At 63.4% G+C, this 17,893-nt stretch carries 14 protein-coding genes and 1 tRNA gene; 7 read left to right on the top strand and 8 right to left on the bottom strand.

Features of this window, described 5'->3' with window-relative positions:
* Positions 1–263: 263 nt before the first annotated feature.
* Positions 264–340 (bottom strand) — tRNA-Pro (locus tag QFZ88_RS22355).
* A gap of 198 nt (positions 341–538) precedes the next feature.
* Here QFZ88_RS22355 and QFZ88_RS22360 point away from each other — a divergent pair.
* Positions 539–2,059 carry a phosphomannomutase/phosphoglucomutase gene (locus QFZ88_RS22360; RefSeq protein WP_024925241.1) on the top strand — a complete coding sequence of 507 codons (1,521 nt, stop codon included), beginning with the start codon at positions 539–541 and terminating at the stop codon, positions 2,057–2,059.
* Positions 2,060–2,125: 66 nt separating this feature from the next.
* On the top strand, positions 2,126–4,378 hold the full coding sequence (locus QFZ88_RS22365; protein WP_024925242.1) for a mannose-1-phosphate guanylyltransferase/mannose-6-phosphate isomerase: 2,253 nt from the start codon (positions 2,126–2,128) through the stop codon (positions 4,376–4,378).
* Here the strand turns inward: QFZ88_RS22365 and betB are convergent.
* From betB to betI, 5 genes are read right to left on the bottom strand one after another with little or no spacing between them, the layout of a single operon-like run.
* Positions 4,375–5,838, bottom strand: a complete 1,464-nt coding sequence (gene betB, locus QFZ88_RS22370) for a betaine-aldehyde dehydrogenase (RefSeq protein WP_024925243.1) — start codon at positions 5,836–5,838, stop codon at positions 4,375–4,377. The two genes, QFZ88_RS22365 and betB, sit on opposite strands and share 4 nt — an antisense overlap.
* 48 nt (positions 5,839–5,886) lie before the next feature.
* Positions 5,887–7,539, bottom strand: a complete 1,653-nt coding sequence (gene betA, locus QFZ88_RS22375; RefSeq protein WP_024925244.1) for a choline dehydrogenase — start codon at positions 7,537–7,539, stop codon at positions 5,887–5,889.
* On the bottom strand, positions 7,532–8,533 hold the full coding sequence (locus tag QFZ88_RS22380) for a threonine/serine dehydratase (RefSeq protein WP_024925245.1): 1,002 nt from the start codon (positions 8,531–8,533) through the stop codon (positions 7,532–7,534). Before QFZ88_RS22380 ends, betA begins: the two co-directional genes overlap by 8 nt.
* A complete protein-coding gene (gene betC / locus QFZ88_RS22385; RefSeq protein WP_024925246.1) occupies positions 8,533–10,059 on the bottom strand; it encodes a choline-sulfatase in 1,527 nt (508 codons plus the stop codon). The genes QFZ88_RS22380 and betC overlap by 1 nt, the downstream gene beginning before the upstream one ends.
* Complete coding sequence (betI, locus tag QFZ88_RS22390) at positions 10,056–10,640, bottom strand: choline-responsive transcriptional repressor BetI (RefSeq protein ID WP_024925247.1); 585 nt, start codon at positions 10,638–10,640, stop codon at positions 10,056–10,058. Before betI ends, betC begins: the two co-directional genes overlap by 4 nt.
* Before the next feature lie 190 nt (positions 10,641–10,830).
* Between betI and QFZ88_RS22395 the strand changes: the two genes are divergently transcribed.
* A complete protein-coding gene (locus QFZ88_RS22395; protein ID WP_024925248.1) occupies positions 10,831–11,997 on the top strand; it encodes an acetyl-CoA acetyltransferase in 1,167 nt (388 codons plus the stop codon).
* Positions 11,998–12,161: 164 nt separating this feature from the next.
* On the opposite strand, the gene QFZ88_RS22400 is transcribed toward QFZ88_RS22395, so the two are convergent.
* Complete coding sequence (locus QFZ88_RS22400) at positions 12,162–13,574, bottom strand: purine-cytosine permease family protein (protein ID WP_024925249.1); 1,413 nt, start codon at positions 13,572–13,574, stop codon at positions 12,162–12,164.
* A 183-nt stretch (positions 13,575–13,757) separates the two neighbouring features.
* On the opposite strand from QFZ88_RS22400, the gene QFZ88_RS22405 reads away from it, so the two are divergent.
* Entirely contained in the window at positions 13,758–14,762 is a 1,005-nt protein-coding gene (locus tag QFZ88_RS22405) for an asparaginase (RefSeq protein ID WP_024925250.1), read from the top strand.
* A gap of 15 nt (positions 14,763–14,777) precedes the next feature.
* On the opposite strand, the gene QFZ88_RS22410 is transcribed toward QFZ88_RS22405, so the two are convergent.
* Positions 14,778–16,154, bottom strand: coding sequence for a TIGR03808 family TAT-translocated repetitive protein (locus tag QFZ88_RS22410; RefSeq protein WP_024925251.1), 1,377 nt, complete (start codon positions 16,152–16,154; stop codon positions 14,778–14,780).
* Between the two features lie 323 nt (positions 16,155–16,477).
* On the opposite strand from QFZ88_RS22410, the gene QFZ88_RS22415 reads away from it, so the two are divergent.
* From QFZ88_RS22415 to greA, 3 genes are all read left to right on the top strand, one after another.
* Positions 16,478–16,903 (top strand): hypothetical protein, encoded by a 426-nt coding sequence (locus tag QFZ88_RS22415; RefSeq protein WP_024925252.1) that lies wholly within the window; start codon positions 16,478–16,480, stop codon positions 16,901–16,903.
* 19 nt (positions 16,904–16,922) lie between these two features.
* Positions 16,923–17,234 carry a hypothetical protein gene (locus QFZ88_RS22420; protein WP_137900966.1) on the top strand — a complete coding sequence of 104 codons (312 nt, stop codon included), beginning with the start codon at positions 16,923–16,925 and terminating at the stop codon, positions 17,232–17,234.
* Positions 17,235–17,371: 137 nt separating this feature from the next.
* Positions 17,372–17,839 carry a transcription elongation factor GreA gene (greA, locus tag QFZ88_RS22425; protein ID WP_024925253.1) on the top strand — a complete coding sequence of 156 codons (468 nt, stop codon included), beginning with the start codon at positions 17,372–17,374 and terminating at the stop codon, positions 17,837–17,839.
* Positions 17,840–17,893: the final 54 nt, after the last annotated feature.

Consider the following 17,893-nt stretch of genomic DNA (forward strand, 5'->3'; position numbering starts at 1 on the left):
CCATTTTCGACTGCGCCACCCCTCTTAGTCGAATCGTCGATCAGACTGGAGGGAAAGAGAGTGGTATTCAAGACGAGACTGTTTCAAACCACACGCAAAGAAGTGGCCCAATTTGCCGCGATTGCGTTAGCATCGTGGCAAAGATTTGACTATCGCCTCGGCGAAGGCGTTTCCGGCGACTGCCGAAGAAGCAGACTCGCTGGCCAATCAGATTCATGGAAAAGGTCGTCAGGGTGCTCTCGGGCGCAACCCTTTGAATTTTCTGGTCGGAGTGGCAGGATTTGAACCTGCGACCCCATCGTCCCGAACGATGTGCGCTACCAGGCTGCGCTACACTCCGCGACCAGACGGCGGGCTTATAGCTGCCGCATCCCGATCCTGCAAGCGGCAATGGTGCAACTTTGGTGGCTTTCGTCAGCTTTGTTGACCGACCGCCTGCTGCAGTAAGTTTCCTGTTAGGCTAACGTGCTAAGAGAGGCGGCTGAACCACGTTTACGCACTTGTTGCCGGGGTTCGACCACAGGGGAGTCTCTTTGTTTTGACCTTCAGGATTGTCGCCGAAGCCAAGCCCAATACGTTCGCCTTCGAGACGTCGGCGCTCGTCAAGCCATCCGGCTTTCGTGAATATGACGCGCGCTGGTGGCTCGGCCATCCAGGCTCGACGCAGCAGCCGGAACTCAACCTCGTCGGCGTGCAGGCGCTGGGCATGGGGTTGGGCACGCTGATTCGCCGGCTGGGAGCCGGTCCCTATATCGTCACCGGCCATGATTTCCGATCTTATTCGCTTTCCATCAAGCTTGCCCTGATCTCCGGCTTGATGGCGGCGGGCGCACGCGTCAAGGACATCGGACTGGCCTTATCGCCCATGGCTTATTTCGCGCAGTTTGCGCTCGACACGCCGTCGGTCGCCATGGTCACGGCTTCCCACAATGAGAACGGCTGGACCGGCGTGAAGATGGGCGCGCAGAGGCCGCTGACCTTCGGCCCGGAGGAGATGAGCGCGCTGAAGGCAATCGTCCTGTCGGGCGACTTCGATCTGGTAGGCGGCGGCAGCTACGAGTTCGTGGCCGATTTCCGCGCGGCCTATATCGACGATCTTGTTGCCGGGGGCCGCATCGCGCGCAGGCTCAAGGTGGTGGCGGCATGTGGCAACGGCACTGCCGGCGCATTTGCCCCCGAAGTTCTGGAGCGCATCGGTTGTGAAGTCATTCCGCTCGATGTCGAACTCGATCACAGCTTCCCGCGCTACAATCCAAATCCCGAAGACATGAAGATGCTGCATGCCATCCGCGACAAGGTTCTGGAGACCGGCGCGGATGTCGGTCTGGGTTTTGATGGTGATGGTGACCGCTGCGGCGTCGTCGACAATGAGGGCAACGAGATCTTCGCCGACAAGGTCGGCGTCATGCTGGCTCGCGACTTCTCGGGACAACATCCTGGCTCTACATTCGTGGTCGACGTCAAATCGACAGGCCTGTTCAACACCGATGCGGTGCTGCGCGCCAACGGAGCAAAGACCGATTACTGGAAGACCGGCCATTCCTACATCAAGCGCCGCGTCGCCGAGCTTGGCGCCATCGCCGGTTTCGAGAAGTCCGGCCATTTCTTCTTCAACCCGCCGATCGGCCGTGGTTATGACGACGGGCTGGTGACGGCCATTGCCGTGTGCCGGATGCTCGACCGCAATCGACAAAGCTCGATGGCCGACCTTTATCGCGCCTTGCCGCTGACCTACGGGACGCCGACCATGTCTCCGCATTGCGATGACGACAAGAAATATGGTGTGGTGGACAGGGTGGTGGCGGATTTCCAGGCGATGAAGGCCGGCGGCGAAATCTTCGCAGGCCAAAAGATCGTGGACCTGATCACGGTCAACGGCGTTCGGGTCGTGGCAGAAGACGGCACCTGGGGGTTGGTAAGGGCTTCATCGAACAAGCCGGAACTGGTCGTGGTGGTGGAAAGTCCGGTTTCAGCCGAAAGGCGCCTGCAGATGTTCGAAGCGGTCGATGGGGTGTTGCGGCGCAGTCCTGAAGTCGGCCCTTACAACCAGACATTCTAGGACCAATCGCGAATGTCGATTGGTGACAAGGTTAGCGGGGCGACGCAACGAGCGTCTGGGGGTGGGATGAGCGAACGCATTGTCGGTTTCGTCATGAGTGGCGGCGTTGGCTCCAGGCTGTGGCCGTTGTCGCGCGAGGACAATCCCAAGCAGTTTCATGACCTGTCGGGCGACGGGTCGATGCTGGTGAAGACGCTGCAGCGTCTTGCCGCGCGCAAGGGCGGCGAGACGCCGGTTTTCCTGATCGCCTCCGAGCGTCATGCCCAGCGCGTCGGCGCGGACCTCACTGGTATCGATCTGCGTGGCGGCGACGCCCTGTTTGAGCCGGTCGGCCGCAACACCGCGGCCGCCGTGGCACTGGCGACACTGCGCACCCTTTCCGACTATGACGACGCGTTGGTGCTGGTGGTGCCATCGGACCACGAAATATCGACGACAGCGCAATTCTGGCAGACGGTTGAGGCGGGCGTTCCCGCGGCCCGCGCCGGAAGGCTTGTGGTGTTCGGCGTCAAGCCAACCCAACCCGAGACAGGTTACGGATATATCGAGGTCGGGGCGGAAAACAGCGGTACGTTCGACGTGTCGCGTTTTGTCGAGAAACCGAATTTGGCGACGGCAGAAAGCTATCTTGCGGCCGGCAATTTCTACTGGAATGCCGGCATCTTTCTGTTCCGCGCCAGCGCCATGCGCGATGCGTTCCTGTCATTTCGTCCCGACATATGGAAAGCGACGGAGGCTGCGTTCAATGCCGCCACCACCGATGTGTCCGGTCTTTACATGGCGCAGCATCTATACGAGGCAATCCCGTCCATCTCGATCGACTACGCGATCATGGAGCGGGCGAGCGACATCGCCATGGTGCCGGCCGGGTTCCGCTGGAACGACCTCGGCTCGTGGCAGTCGTTGCTCGATGTCGGCCCGGCCGACGTGGATGGCAATGTCGTTATCGGCGACGTTGTCGCCATCGACTGCGAAAACTCCTACATCCGCAGCGAAGGCCGTCTGCTGTCCGCGGTCGGTCTGAAAGACATCGCCATCGTTTCCACCGCCGATGCCACTTTCGTCGCTCCGGTCAGCCATAGCCAGAATGTGCGCAAGGTGGTCGAACAGCTCGAAAAGAGCGGGCGTCTCGAAACCAAGTTCACGCCCACGCATGACCGCGTGGTTGAGAACGGTGCCTGGCGCAAGCGCGTGCATCATTGGTTGTTCGACGAGACCATGCCCTTGTGGTCCACGGTCGGCGTCGACGACCATCATGGCGGCTTCCATGAAGCGTTGGGCTTCGACGCCGTGCCGTTGGTCAAGCAGAAACGCATGCGCACGCTGGCCCGCCAGGTCTATGCCTTCGCCGTCGCCAAGACGCGTGGCTGGGACGGGCCCGCCGACCGGTTGATCGCGCATGGACTTGAGTTCATGACCAGAAATGGCCGCACCGACAAGGGCGGCTGGGTGCGCACGCTGAATGTCGACGGCAGCGTCGCCGACGCGGCGGAAGACGCCTACGACCACTCCTGCGTCCTGCTGGCGCTGGCCCATGCGCATATGTGCGGTAATCCCGACGCGCTGCGACTTGCTCAGGAGACGTTCTCCTTCCTCGACGCGCATCTGGAGGATGAGCGCCTCACGGGCTTTCTGGAGACGTCGGGGGGAGAAGGCGAACGCAGATCCAACCCGCATATGCATCTGCTCGAGGCATTCCTGGCCTGGCACGCGGCGACCGGCGACCGCACCTATTTGCGCCGTGCGGCGCGATTGGTCGATCTTTTCCGCAGTCATTTCTTTGATCGCGAGAGCTGGACGCTGGGTGAGTATTTTGACGAAGCGTGGAAACCGGCCCCGGGCGACCGGGGTGAGTGGACCGAACCCGGCCATCACTTCGAATGGGCGTCGCTGCTGGTCGATTTCGCCGGGCGCAGCCACCGCGACGATCTCGCCGGCTACGCACGCAAACTTTACGCCTCAGCCATCGCCAACGGCCTTAACCGGGCAACAGGGCTGGCTTATGGCGCCGTGTCGCGGGATGGGCTGCCGCTCGACCGCATTTCGCGCAGCTGGCCGCAGACTGAAGCGATCAAGGCAGCGATCGCCCTCGATGGCACTGGCGGACCTGATCTGAAACCGGAAATCGAAGCGCGCGTCGGTCGTCTGTTCCGCTGGCACATCGACCCCGCTCCCGTCGGCCTGTGGATCGACCGCATCGATGAACGCGGCCGCTCGCAGGCGACGGAAGTGCCGGCCAGCATCTTTTATCATCTGGTCACCGCGCTTACGCAGTACCTGGACAAGACCGAAGGGACTGGGGCGAGGCGACGAGCCTAATACGGGCTCGCCACGTCGCCGGTTTCGACATAGATCGCCTTCTCCTGCGAGTAGTGCGTCAGTGCCGCCAGCGAGTTCTCACGGCCGATGCCGGATTGCTTGTAGCCGCCGAAGGGGATTTCCACCGGCGTCAGATTGTAGGCGTTGATCCAGCATGTGCCGGCCTGCAAGGCGCCGATCACCCGGTGGGCGCGAGGCAGGTCGCGGGTGAAGACACCGGCGGCAAGGCCGAATTCGCTGTCATTGGCGCGCTCGATCACCTCTTCCTCGTCGCTGAAGGACAGCACGCTCATCACTGGGCCAAATATCTCTTCGCGTGCGATCCGCATCTGGTCGGTCACATTGGTGAAGACGGTCGGCTCGACGAAGAAACCGCCGCCGAAACCTTGCAAGGCGGGAACGCCGCCGCCGCAGGCAAGCGTGGCGCCTTCCTGCTTGCCGACGTCGATATAGGACAGCACCTTGTCGTGCTGCACCTTGTTGATGAGCGGGCCCATCTGGGTATCCGGGTCGAGCGGATCGCCGATACGGATCGCCTTGGTGCGCTCCACCAGCCGCTCCACGAAACGGTCATGCAGGCCCTTCTGCACGAAGACGCGGGTGCCGTTGGAACAGACCTGGCCGGTCGAATAGAAATTGCCGAGCATCGCTCCGCCGATGGCGTTTTCGAGGTCGGCATCGTCGAACACGACGATGGGCGATTTGCCGCCGAGCTCCATGGTGGCATGTTTCATCTTGGAGCCCGCCAGCGCCAGCACCCGCTTGCCGGTCGGCACGGAGCCCGTGACCGATACCTTGGCGACGACCTCATGCTCGACCAGGGCCGCGCCGACGTCGCCATAACCCTGCACCACGTTGAACAGCCCGTCCGGCAGGCCGGCCTCGCTGTAGATTTCGGCCAGCGCCAGCGCCGACAAAGGCGTGTTTTCCGACGGCTTGAACACCATGGCATTGCCCATGGCGAGCGCCGGGGCCGATTTCCAGCCGGCGATCTGGATCGGATAGTTCCAGGCGCCGATACCGACACAGACGCCGAGCGCCTCGCGCCGCGTATAGGCGAACGGTCCGCCGAGATCGATGAACGAGCCGTTAAAGGAGCCGACCGCGCCACCGAGATACTCCAGGCAGTCTGCGGCGGACGGTGCGTCGGCCACCAGAGTTTCCTGGATGGCCTTGCCGGTGTCGAGCGTTTCCAGTCGGGCGAGCTCGGCATTGCGGGCGCGCAGTATGTCGGCGGCACGGCGCAGGATGCGGCCGCGCTCTACCGGCTTCAGCCTGGCCCAGGCCGGCTGCGCGGCGCGCGCGGCCTCGATCGCCAGCTCGACGATGTTGGGCGTCGCCGAATGCAGCGTGGCGATGGTCTCGCCGGTGGCCGGATAGATCACCGGCAAGGGCGCGCCCTGCTCGTCATCGACGAAGCGGCCGTTGATGTAGTGCGATGCCTTGGGTTGGGCGCGCATGGAATACTCCGAATTCTGTGGCTGCCGGATGCGGCGGCCGATGATGCTCTATCTGTCCGAGACCTGCCAGCGCGGATTGATCCAGGGCTCCTGGTTCGACGGCGCGAGCATGGGGCGGCCGAGAATGTGGTCGGCCGCCTTTTCGCCGGTCATGATCGACGGCGCGTTGAGATTGCCGTTGGTGACGCGTGGGAAAATCGAGGAGTCGGCGACGCGCAGGCCGTCGACGCCGATCACCCGGCATTCGGGGTCGACAACGGCGAGACGGTCGTCGGCACTGCCGATGCGGCAGGTACCGCAGGGGTGGTAGGCGCTCTCGCTGTGGGCGCGGATGAAGGCGTCGAGTTCGTCGTCGCTCTGGACGTTGCTGCCGGGCGAAATCTCCTCGCCGCGGAAGGGGTCGAAGGCTGCCTGGCCGAAGATCTCGCGGGTGAGGCGGATGCAGTGGCGGAAATCGGCCCAGTCGTCGGGGTGCGACATGTAGTTGAAGCGGATCACCGGCTTGGCGTTGGGATCGTGCGAGCGCAGCGTCACCGAGCCGCGCGACTTCGACCGCATCGGCCCCACATGCGCCTGGAAGCCATGCGACTTCGCCGCCGCCTTACCGTCATAGCGCACGGCGGCCGGGATGAAGTGGTACTGGATGTCGGGATAGTCGATGCCGGGCGCCGAACGCACGAAGGCGGCCGCCTCGAAATGGTTCGTCGCGCCGAGCCCGCTTTTGAAGAACAGCCAGCGCGCGCCGATCAGCGCCTTGGAGAAGGGGTTGAGGATCGAGTTCAGCGTGATCGGCTGGGTCGATTCCTGCTGGATGTAGAGCTCCATATGGTCCTGCAAATTCTGGCCGACGCCGGGCCGGTCGGCGACGACCGGAATGCCGTATTCGGCCAGATGTTTGGCCGGGCCGATGCCGGACAACATCAGGATCTTGGGCGAGTTGATGGAAGAGGCGGCGACGATCACCTCACGTCGCGCCTTAACGACCTGAATCTGTTTGTGAGCTTCGATCTCGACGCCGACCGCGCGTTGATTCTCAATCACCACGCGCCGCGCGAAACCCTTGACCAGACTCACGTTTTTGCGTTTCAGCGCCGGCCGCAGATAGGCATTCGCCGCCGACCAGCGCTGGCCGTTGCGGATGGTCTGCTCCATCGGCCCGAAGCCTTCCTGCTTGGCGCCGTTGTAGTCGTCGGTCAGTTCGAAGCCTGCCTGGCGACCGGCTTCGACGAAGGCGGCATAGAGCGGGTTGGCACGGGCGCCGCGCTGCACATGCAGCGGGCCGCCTTGGCCCCGCCAGCCGTCTTCGCCGCCATGGCTGTCTTCCATACGCTTGAAGTAGGGCAGCACGTCGGCGTAGCCCCAGCCGGCAGCACCCTGTTCGGCCCAATGGTCGAAGTCGCGCGCATGGCCGCGCACATAGACCATGCCGTTGATGGAGGACGAGCCGCCGATTACCTTGCCGCGCGGAGTCGCGAGGATGCGGCCGCCGAGATGCGGTTCCGGCTCTGAGGCAAAACCCCAGTCATAGAGCGGCATGTTGAGCGGGATCGACAGCGCCGACGGCATCTGGATCAGCGGGCCGGCATCGGTGCCGCCATATTCGATGACGATCACCGAATGTTTGCCGTCCTCAGACAGGCGATAGGCCATGGCCGAGCCGGCCGAGCCGGAGCCGATGATGACGAAATCCGCTTCAAGCATTTTGCATATGCGCCATGAAATCGGCGAGCGATACGTTGCCGCCGGTTGCGATCACCAGCACCGTCTTGCCAGCGACGTCGACGCCGCCGCCAAGAAGTGCCGCCAGCGATGCGGCGCCCGAAGGCTCCAGCACCAGTTTCATCCGCTCGAAGGCGGTCTTCATCGCCCGCCGCACCGCAGCGTCGCCCACGGTGATGCCTTCGGCGCCGGCCGTCTTCAGCGCCGCGAACGGGGCCGCGCCCGGCGCCCGCGCCATCAGCCCGTCGCAGATCGATTTCGGGCCGAGCGGCATTGTCTCGATGGCGCCACGCGCCAGCGACGAGCCCATGCCGTTGAAGCCTTCCGGCTCCACCGCGAAGATGCGGGTTTTCGGCGACAGATAGTGGAAGGCGAGCGAGACGCCGCCGATCAGGCCGCCGCCGCCAACCTGGCAGAACAGGAGATCGACAGAGGCATTGCGCGCGGCCAGCTGTTCGAGCGCCTCCAGCCCGGCGCCGGCCTGACCGGCGACGATCTCGGGATCGTCGAAAGGATGGAGCAGCGCGAGGCCTTCGGTAGCCGCGATCTCACGCGCTTTGGCCGCTGCCACTTCCTCGCGGGCGCGGTCGCCATGTTCGGTCAGCACCACGCGCGCGCCGTAGCCGGCGGTCGCCTCGCGCTTGGCCGCCGGCGCGTCGAACGGCATGACGATGGTGACGGGAATGCCGAGCACCTGGCCGGCCGCCGCCAGCCCTTGCGCGAAATTACCCGAGGAATAAGCGACGACGCCTTTCCTGGCTTCCTCGGGCGACAGCTGCTTCAGTCGCCAATAGGCGCCACGCACCTTGAAGGAGCCTGCCCATTGCAAGGATTCGGGTTTGACGAAGACACGGGCAGCGCCGGTCTCGCGGGCGAGCGCGGTCGATTCGAGCAGCGGCGTCATCTGCGTTGCCTTCGCCGTCTCGGCATAGGCGCGCCTGATATGGTCAAGGGAGGGAACGAGCGGTTCGGTCATCATTCGCCTCGCGGAAAGCGCTTGCTGTCCTCGAGCGTGTCGAGGTTCATGTGGTTGCGCATGTAGCGTTCGGACGCCTTCTGCAGCGGCTGGAAATCCCACGGGTAATAGGCGCCGTTGCGCAGCGCCGGGTAGATCACCCAGCGGCGCGCCTGGCTCTCGCGCACCGCGGCGTCGAACTGCGCCATGTCCCAGCGCGCCCGCACGGCTTGCATGAACTCCGCCACCAGCGCCGCCTTGGTTGGGTCTTCGGCGAGGTTGTTCCGCTCCAGCGGATCGTTTTCCAGATCGAAGAGCTGCGGTGGATCGAGCTCGCAATGCACGAACTTGTAGCGGCCCTGCCGAATGGCGACGAGCGGCGCGTAACTGCCCTCGGCCGCGTACTCCATCAGCACCGGCGCCGTGCGGATGCCGTCGCCGGTGAGTGGCACCAGCGACTGCCCGTCCGTCCACGGCATGATCGCCGACATGTCGATGCCGGCGAGTTCGCAGAGTGTCGGGCAGATGTCGAGGTTCGAAACCGGCGTCCTGATCAAACCCGCCTGCACGCCCTTGCCAGCGATCATCAGCGGCACGCGCGCGGAGCCCTCGAAGAAACTCATCTTGAACCACAGGCCGCGCTCGCCCAGCATCTCGCCATGGTCCGAGCAGAACACGATGACCGTGTCGTCGGCCATGCGGGTGCGCTCGAGGAGGTCGAGCAGTTCGCCGATCTTGTCGTCGACATAGGAAATGTTGGCGAAGTAGCCGCGCCGCGATTTCTGCACGTTGTCGCGCGTGATCTCGAAGGACGCGTAGTCGCTGGCGCGGTAGAGCCGCTGTGAATGCGGGTCCTGCTTCTCTTGCGGAATGAAGCCGGCTTCGGGATCGAGCGCCTGGCAGTTCTCGTAGAGATCCCAGTATTTGCGCCGCGCCACGAACGGGTCATGCGGATGCGACAGTGAGACGGTCATGCACCACGGCCGCCGCGCCGCATTGTCTTGTGCTCGCGACAGCTCATAGAGCTTCTGGCCGGCGAAAAACACCACTTCGTCGTCATATTCCATCTGGTTCGTCGTTTCAGCGACGCCAGCGCCCGTCACCGAACCCAGATTGTGATACCACCAGTCGATGCGTTCACCGGGCTTGCGGTAGTCCGGCGTCCAGCCGAAATCGGCCGGATAGATGTCGGTCGTCAGCCGCTCCTCGAAACCGTGCAACTGGTCCGGCCCGACGAAATGCATCTTGCCCGACAGGCAGGTGTAGTAGCCGGCGGCGCGCAGGTGATGGGCGAAGGTCGGGATGGACGAGATGAACTCCGCCGCGTTGTCGTACACCCCCGTGCGCGACGGCAATTGCCCGCTCATGAAGGCGGCGCGGCCGGGCGCACACAGCGGCGAGGCGGTGTAGTTGTTGCGGAACCGCGCCGAGCGCGCGGCCAGCGCCTTCAGGTTCGGCGCGTGCAGGAAATCCGCCGGACCGTCGGGGAACAGCGTCCCCGTCAACTGGTCGACCATGACGATGAGGATGTTGGGCGCCCTTGTCATCGTGCTTGCGCCAGCTTGGCATCGATATAGTCCTCGACCAGCGCACTGGCGCTGACCGGGTTAGGAAGGCCGTCGCGCAGCGCCCGGCGGATGTAGAGCCCGTCGATCATGGCCGCGATCGCTTCGGCCATGCGCGCGGCTTCCTCGCGCGGCACCAGCGGCGCAAGGCCGCTCATCAGGTTCGAATGCAGCCGGCGCGCATAGACGCGCAACAGCCGCCTCAGCGGCAATGAGTTCTGCGCCTCGACATAGAAGGCGAGCCACGCATGCACGGTCTCCTCGCGGAACTGGCCGGCGTTGAAGTTCACGCCGACAATGGCCGAGAGCCGTTCGCGGGGCGTGCCGGCCTTGTTCAAAGCCGCGACGGCATCGGCGCCGAGATCGGCCAGAAGATGTCGCATCGTGGCGAGCAGCAGCTCGTCCTTTGGCCCGAAATAGTGGTGGGCGAGCGCCGAGGACACACCGGCGCGGTCGGCGATCTCCGACATGGTGACGTTGAGCGAGCCACGTTCGCCGATCGCCGAGATCGTGGCGTTGATCAGCGCCCTGCGGCGCAGCGGTTCCATTCCTATTTTCGGCATATCAGCTTCTCCCGCTGGGTAAGTTATTTTTTATTGACTAATCAATCAACAAAAATCCCGCCATGCGGTGTGATCATTGCGACGTGGGGGAGGGTAGAGTGCCATGCCGTGGCCTATATGTTCATGATTGAACAGTTACGCCGAGGGGCTTACTGTGCTAGGAAAGACAAGGCCAATCTGGAGAACTCCCATGACGGCAAGCATCGTCGGTTGGGCGCATTCGCGCTTCGGCAAGCTGGAGGGCGAGACGCTCGAAGGCCTGATCACCAAGGTGGCCGCGGAGGCGCTCGAGCATGCCGGCATCGGCCCGGGTGACGTCGATGAGATCGTACTCGGCCATTTCAATGCCGGCTTCTCGGCCCAGGATTTCACCGCGAGCCTGGTGCTGCAGACCGACGACCGGCTGCGCTTCAAGCCAGCGACCCGCGTCGAGAACGCCTGCGCCACCGGTTCGGCCGCAGTGCGCCAGGGCATCCGCGCCATCGACGCCAACGCTGCCCGCATCGTGCTGGTGGTGGGCGCCGAGCAGATGACGACGACGCCGGGACCCGAGATCGGCAAGAACCTGCTCAAGGCCTCCTATCTGCCGGAGGATGGCGACACGCCGGCCGGTTTCGCCGGTGTCTTCGGCAAGATCGCGCAGGCCTATTTCCAGCGTTATGGCGACCAGTCCGATGCATTGGCCATGATCGCTGCCAAGAACCACAAGAATGGCGTCGACAATCCCTACGCGCAGATGCGCAAGGATTTCGGCTTCGACTTTTGCCGTCAGGAAAGCGAGAAGAATCCCTTCGTCGCCGGTCCGCTGAAGCGCACCGATTGTTCGCTGGTTTCGGACGGCGCTGCTGCCCTGGTACTTGCCGACACCCAGACCGCGCTCGGCATGCGCCGTGCCATCACCTTCCGTGCCAACGAGCATGTGCAGGACTTCCTGCCGATGTCGAAGCGCGACATCCTTGCCTTCGAAGGCTGCGAACAGGCGTGGACGCGGGCGCTGAAGAAGGCAGGCGTGGCGCTGGGCGATCTCTCCTTCGTCGAGACGCATGATTGCTTCACCATCGCCGAGCTCATCGAATACGAGGCGATGGGACTGGCCAAGCCTGGCGAGGGTGCCAAGCTGGCACTGGAAGGCTACACCGCCAAGGACGGCAAGCTGCCGGTCAACCCATCAGGTGGCCTCAAGGCCAAGGGCCATCCGATCGGCGCCACCGGCGTTTCCATGCATGTGCTGACCGCCATGCAGCTTGCCGGTGAGGCCGGCGGTATCCAGGTCAAGGATGCCAAGCTCGGCGGCATCTTCAACATGGGCGGCGCCGCGGTCGCGAACTACGTCTCGATCCTCGACCGCATCCGCTAGGATGTTCTGATATTCAAGCGAGGCCGGCCTGCAAATGGCGGCTTTCTGCGCTTCCGGTACTCACGTACTTGAATGTACGCTCCGTTCCGGTTCTCGAAAGCCACCATTTTCGGCTCGCCCTGGCTTGAATCTCAATACATCCTCCACCCAGGCTCTCTCCTAGCTCATGCGCGGGCAGGCGCATCCTCGGGCAGGATCATGGCTTTGGGCACATTGGCGTTGCCGCGCGCCAGGAAGTAGTAGAGCAGCGACGTTGCCACCAGGGCGACGATCCAGGAAATGTCGGCATCGCCCAGCAACACCGCGATCGGGCCTTCATAAAGCGCCTGGTTCAGGAACGGGATCTGCACCACCACGCCGAAGAGATAGCAGCCCAGCGCCGTCCAGTTATAGGCGCCGTAGCGGCCGGCTGGATCGTAAAGCGCCGGAATATCGACCTTTTCCTTCGACACCAGATAGTAGTCGACGAGGTTGATCGCGCTCCACGGCACGAAGACGGCGAGCAGGAGAAGCACGAAGTTCTTGAACGCCGACAGGAAGTTGGCGCTGGCGAAGATGGCGATTGCCACCGAGGCCGCCACGAAGGCGACGATGTAGGCGATGCGCACCGCCTGCGAGACGCGCTGTTGGCCGGTGAAGGCGCTGACTGTGGTCAGCATCGTCATCGAGCCGCCATAGGCGTTCAGGCAATTCACCGTCAGCTTGTTGGTGACGATGACGATGTAGGTGAGCAATGCGGCCAATCCGGCGCCGGCCAGTTCGCCCATGAAACCGACCTGGTTCTGCAGGAACTTGCCGCCAAGTGCCGCCACGATCACACCGAAGCTCATGGCGATTTGCGCGCCGATGGCCGAGCCGAGGAGGGTCGACCAGAAGGTCGTAGGGGCCGGCGTCTTCGTCGGCAGATAGCGCGAATAGTCGGCCACATAGGGTGCAAAGGTCATCTGCCAGCCGGCGGCCAGCGCAATGGTGAGCAGGAAGGTGGCGACAGTGAAGGGTTTCTGGCCGAACGCCTCTGCTACATTGTAGTGCGATAAAAGCTGCACCGAGAGGTAGCCGAAGCCAAGAATGCCGACCACAGTGGCGATGCGTCCGATGACGTGGATGAGATTGTAACCCACCACCGCGACGATGACCGTGATGAGGCCGAAGGCCAGCATGCCGAAGGCGGGCGTCTGGACGCCGAACATCAAATTGATTGCCTGGCCGGACAAAACGGTGCCGGTGGCGGCGAAGCCGAGATACATCAGAACGGTGAGGATGAGCGGCAGGGCAGCGCCCTTCACGCCGAACTGCGCCCGGCTGGAGATCATCTGCGGCAGGCCGAGGCGAGGGCCCTGCGCAGAATGCAGCGCCATCACCGCGCCACCAAGCAGATTGCCGATGGCAAGGCCGATGATTGCGGTCAGCGCCTCGGCGCCGAACACGATGGAGAGCGCGCCGTCGACGACGGCCGTGATCTGCAGGTTCGCGCCGAACCACAAGGTGAACTGGTTGATGGGAGAGCCGTGTCGCTCGCTCTCCGGAATCCGGTCGATCGTGCGCCGTTCGGCCACGCCCGTTGATGCCGCTGCCATGATGTTCCTCCCGAGACCCGGTGGGCCTATCCACCTGGGGTAGAATATGTATATACATAAAATTGCATTGCGCGATGCCGAGAGTCAAGAGCCGCGGTTTTAGGCTGTGCCCATCGATCCTGGTTGCGAGCGGACCACTGAGCCGCTACCCCTTGCCGAAAGTACAGCTTGTTCGAGGGATTCATGGCCAATCCGGTTCTGGTCGAAGTGTTGCGCGGCGCTGTCGTCGAAAGCGCCCATCGCGGTGCGGTTGCGGTGTTGGACGGCGATGGCCGCACGGTGCTGGAGATCGGCAACACCGCCCATCCCGTCTTTCCGCGCTCGGCGGTGAAGGCAATCCAGGCGCTGCCGCTGGTCGAGAGCGGCGCGGCCGACGCCTATGGCTTCGGTAATCGCGAATTGGCGCTGGCCTGCGCCTCGCATTCGGGCGAGCCGGAGCATGTGGAATTGGCGGTTGCTATGCTGGCCAAAGCCGGCCTCGACGTCAACGCGCTGGAATGCGGCACGCACTGGCCGTCGAGCCATGATGCGACCGTCGCGCTGGCGCGCCAGGGCGGGGTGCCCAACGCCTTGCACAATAATTGTTCGGGCAAGCATTCCGGCTTTCTGTGCGTGTGCTGCCACGCCGGCGTCGACCATCGCGGTTACGTCGCGGCCGGCCATGCGCTGCAGGAGATGGTGCGCGATGCCATGCAGGCGGTGACCGGGGCGACGCACGATACCGCCCACCAGGCGACCGACGGCTGTTCGATCCCGACCTATGCTGTGCCGCTGCGCTCCTTCGCGCTGGGCTTCGCCAGGATGGCCACCGGCAACGGGCTGGGCACGGAACGCGCCAGGGCGGCGCGCCGGCTGCTCGGCGCCTGCATGGCCGAGCCCTTCCTGGTGGCCGGCAGCGGCCGTGCCGACGTCGCGCTGATGCAGGCCGCCCCCGGCCGCACCTTCGTCAAGGTCGGCGCCGAGGGCGTCTATTGCGCGGCGCTGCCTGAACTCGGCTTCGGCATAGCGCTGAAATGCGATGACGGTGCCGCCCGCGCCGCCGAGGTGATGGTGGCGGCGGTTCTGGCGAAGCTGTTGAGCGGCGACCGTGAAGTCTCCGCCAAACTCACCGAACAGGCCAATCCCGCCATCGAAAGCCGCATCGGCGCGGTTGTCGGCGGCATGCGGCCGACGGCGGCGCTGGCCTGAACGGCCGTCGGCAACTCAGCTTGCCCTGTTGCGCTCGATGACGAGGTGCGGATAGCCGCTGGTGCCGCTCTGGGCGAGATCGCCGGTGGCGGGCTTTGCCCAGCGGTGGCCAATGATGGCGCCGTTGGTCACGCCGTCGATGATGTTGTCGGCAATGATGGCGCTGCCGGCGCCTTCCACGACGCTGACGGCGATGCCGGTGCCGGCGTTGCGGATGACGTTGCCGGTGGCCACGACGTTGCGCAGATAAGGCCCCCAGCCAAGCTGCATGCCGTAGAGCGGCGCGTTTTCCACGATGTTGCCGGAAACGGTCGTGTCGGCCTCCACGCCGATGCCGATGCCGAAACCGCCGACTTCCGGTGGATACGGACCAGTGGTCGACAGGTTGCGCACGATGTTGCCGCTGCAGGTCGCCATGCGCCCGCCCTCGTTGAAATTGACGATGGAAATGCCGTTGGCGGCGCCGTCGACAACATTGTTGGCGATCACCGCGCCCTCGAAGGTGAATTCGGAATAGAGTGCCGTTTCGCCGGAGCGCAGGCAGGAATTGCCGGTGATCTGCACGTTCGAGCCGGAATTCGCGCGGATCGCCGAGAAAGCGCAGTCGGCAACGACATTGCCGGAGACCAGCACGCCGCCTGCGCGAAAGACATTGATGCCGTTGCCGTTCTGGCCGGTGCCGCCATTGCGCGCCGCGATGCGAGAAATGCGGTTCGCGGTGACCATCGTGCCGTCCTCGGCCGTCTGCCGGCGATGGACAAGGATGCCGCCATTGGCGCAATCGATCACGCTGTTGCCGCTGATTGAAAGGCCGGCTCCGTCGACCGACCAGATGCCGGCGTCCGCGGCGCCCGAAATGAAACAGCGCTCGATGCGCCCGGCCGCGCGCTGCAGCGCAATGCCGTTTTTCGAGGCGCCGTTCACCTGGCAGTTGTCGATCGACAGTGTCTTCACTGAACGCAGGTCGAGAAGGCCCGAAACGCTTTCGCCGAGATATTGGTTGGCGCCGTCGAAGACGAGGCCGGAGAATTCGACATGGTCGGCGTTTTCGCCTGATAGAAACGGCCCGCCGCCGCCATGGATCAGCCGGGTGGCGCCGGCAGTGCCGGCCAGCCGCACGCGCGGCGGCAGGATGAGGCCGGACACGATATAGGTGCCCGGTGGCAGAACTATAGGCTGGTTGGCGTCGCTCGCCGCCTTGAGCATTTTGCCGAACGCCTTGCTCTGGTCGTCCGTGGCGCTGGGCCTGACTCCAAAATCGCCCGGATCGATCCCGCCGGTTCTGGACGAAGACTTCGCGCCCGAAGCCTTGGCCGCGGCTGCCTTGCCAGGCACCAGGCTGAACATGGCAGCGCCGGCGGCAAAGCCCAGAAGGCTGCGTCTATCCAACATCGGCTCGGTTCCCGTCTTCAATGAGGCTGGGCGACCGTGCCATGGCGTGGCAGTGATGGCTAGTGCAAGTAGTGAGCCTGCAAACGCAGCGAGAGCAAAACTCAGAATCCGGTTACATGTGTTGTGAACAAGTCCCGGTTTGCGGAAACAGGCATTCGCGTTGGTGCGTGGCGACCCAGAAATTTATGTGATACGAACCTATCTTGAGAACGGGGTAGGGAACCATTGTGAGAAATTTTATATGCTTTGGAAGCTCTGCTATCGTTTGTATATTCACTTCACTTCTTCTTTTCCATAGTATCTTGCCTCCCATCGGATATCTTATGTTTTATTCGAATGATCTTGGCGCGCCGTTCTGGCGGTGGATTGTCGTTTTGAGCATGGCATGCGCTGCGTATGTCGCCTCGTGGGTTCCAGCATGGTTTGCTCTCAGCCGCACACCTCTTTTTATTGGACTGACGATGGTCCTTTCCGTTGGTCTGGTCGGTGCCTACGCAGAGCGTTTGAGGCGAGTGAAAGTTTTGGAATTCGCACCGGATAGCTATGTTGAAAAACCATTCTTCCGCTCGTTGCAGGAGGCACCAAACGAATTTCAGTTCTTTCTCCACGCTGCCGCTTTGAAACACTGCAAGCCATATGCGTGGAGCTATCGTGAGATGGATTTTTACGAGCTACCTCCGAACGCTGCGGTGAATGTATTGCCGGCCGAGTGGATTGAGCGCTGTGCCATCGAGCGCAGTCATAATTGAAGCTCGCAACGAGGTGCTTATGACGGCTTTCGCTCGATTTAAGCGAAGCCGGTTTCCAGATTTCTGCGTTCTGCATCGTTTCTCGAACTCTCTGGTTGGCATCGCTCGCCGCCTTGAGCATTTTGGTGAACGCCTTGCTCTGGTCATCCGTGGCGCCGGGCCGCACATCGAAATCGGCCGGATCGATCCCGCCGGTTCTGGACAAAGCCTTCGCGCCCGAAGCCTTGGCCGCGGCTGCCTTGCCCGGCATCAGGCTGAGCACGGCAGCGCCGGCGGCAAAGCCCAGAAGGCGGCGTCTATCCAACATCGGCTCGGTTCCCGTCTTCAATGAGGCTGGGCGACCGTGCCATGCCGTGGGTTGGCTGACTAGGGTGCGTGGATGTTCCAGTTCGCCATGTTTTGAAACTCAGGACATCCGAGCTTCGACCGGTGCTTGTTAAGCCAACTCTCCGGCCTTAAGTTTCCTTCATGAGCAGAGCTTTCACCCGTGAAGAAGACAGCGAGAACGCCATCGCCGGTATTGGCGAGCGGCCTGTCAGCCAACACCGCAATCTGGTCACGCCCAAAGGGTTGGCGATGATCGATGCCGAACTGGCAGGCTTGCGGGCAGCACTGGCCAATGCCGAGACGGCAAGCGACCGTGAACGCATCGCGCTGGTCTCGCGCGACCTGCGTTATTGGAACGCGCGCCGCGAAAACGCGGAGCTTTCCGTGCCCGAGCCGAACAGCGGCGTGGTGCGCTTCGGCATGACGGTTTCGCTGGAAGGCGAGGACGGCGCAGCGGTTTCCTGGCACATTGTCGGCGAGGACGAAGCCGACCCCGCCAAGGGTTCGATCTCGCATGTCTCGCCGGTGGCGCGGGCTTTGTTCGGCAAGGCCGTTGGCGATACGATCGCGGTCAACGGCCGCGAATGGGAAGTGGTGGGGCTGGGGTAGGGGCTGTCTGTTCCTTGCCGCCTACGCCGGCAACGTTTGCGTCGGTTTCGCGCA

Origin of the sequence: Mesorhizobium sp. YL-MeA3-2017 (genome assembly GCF_030814575.1) — a bacterium.
Classification (GTDB): domain Bacteria; phylum Pseudomonadota; class Alphaproteobacteria; order Rhizobiales; family Rhizobiaceae; genus Mesorhizobium; species Mesorhizobium terrae.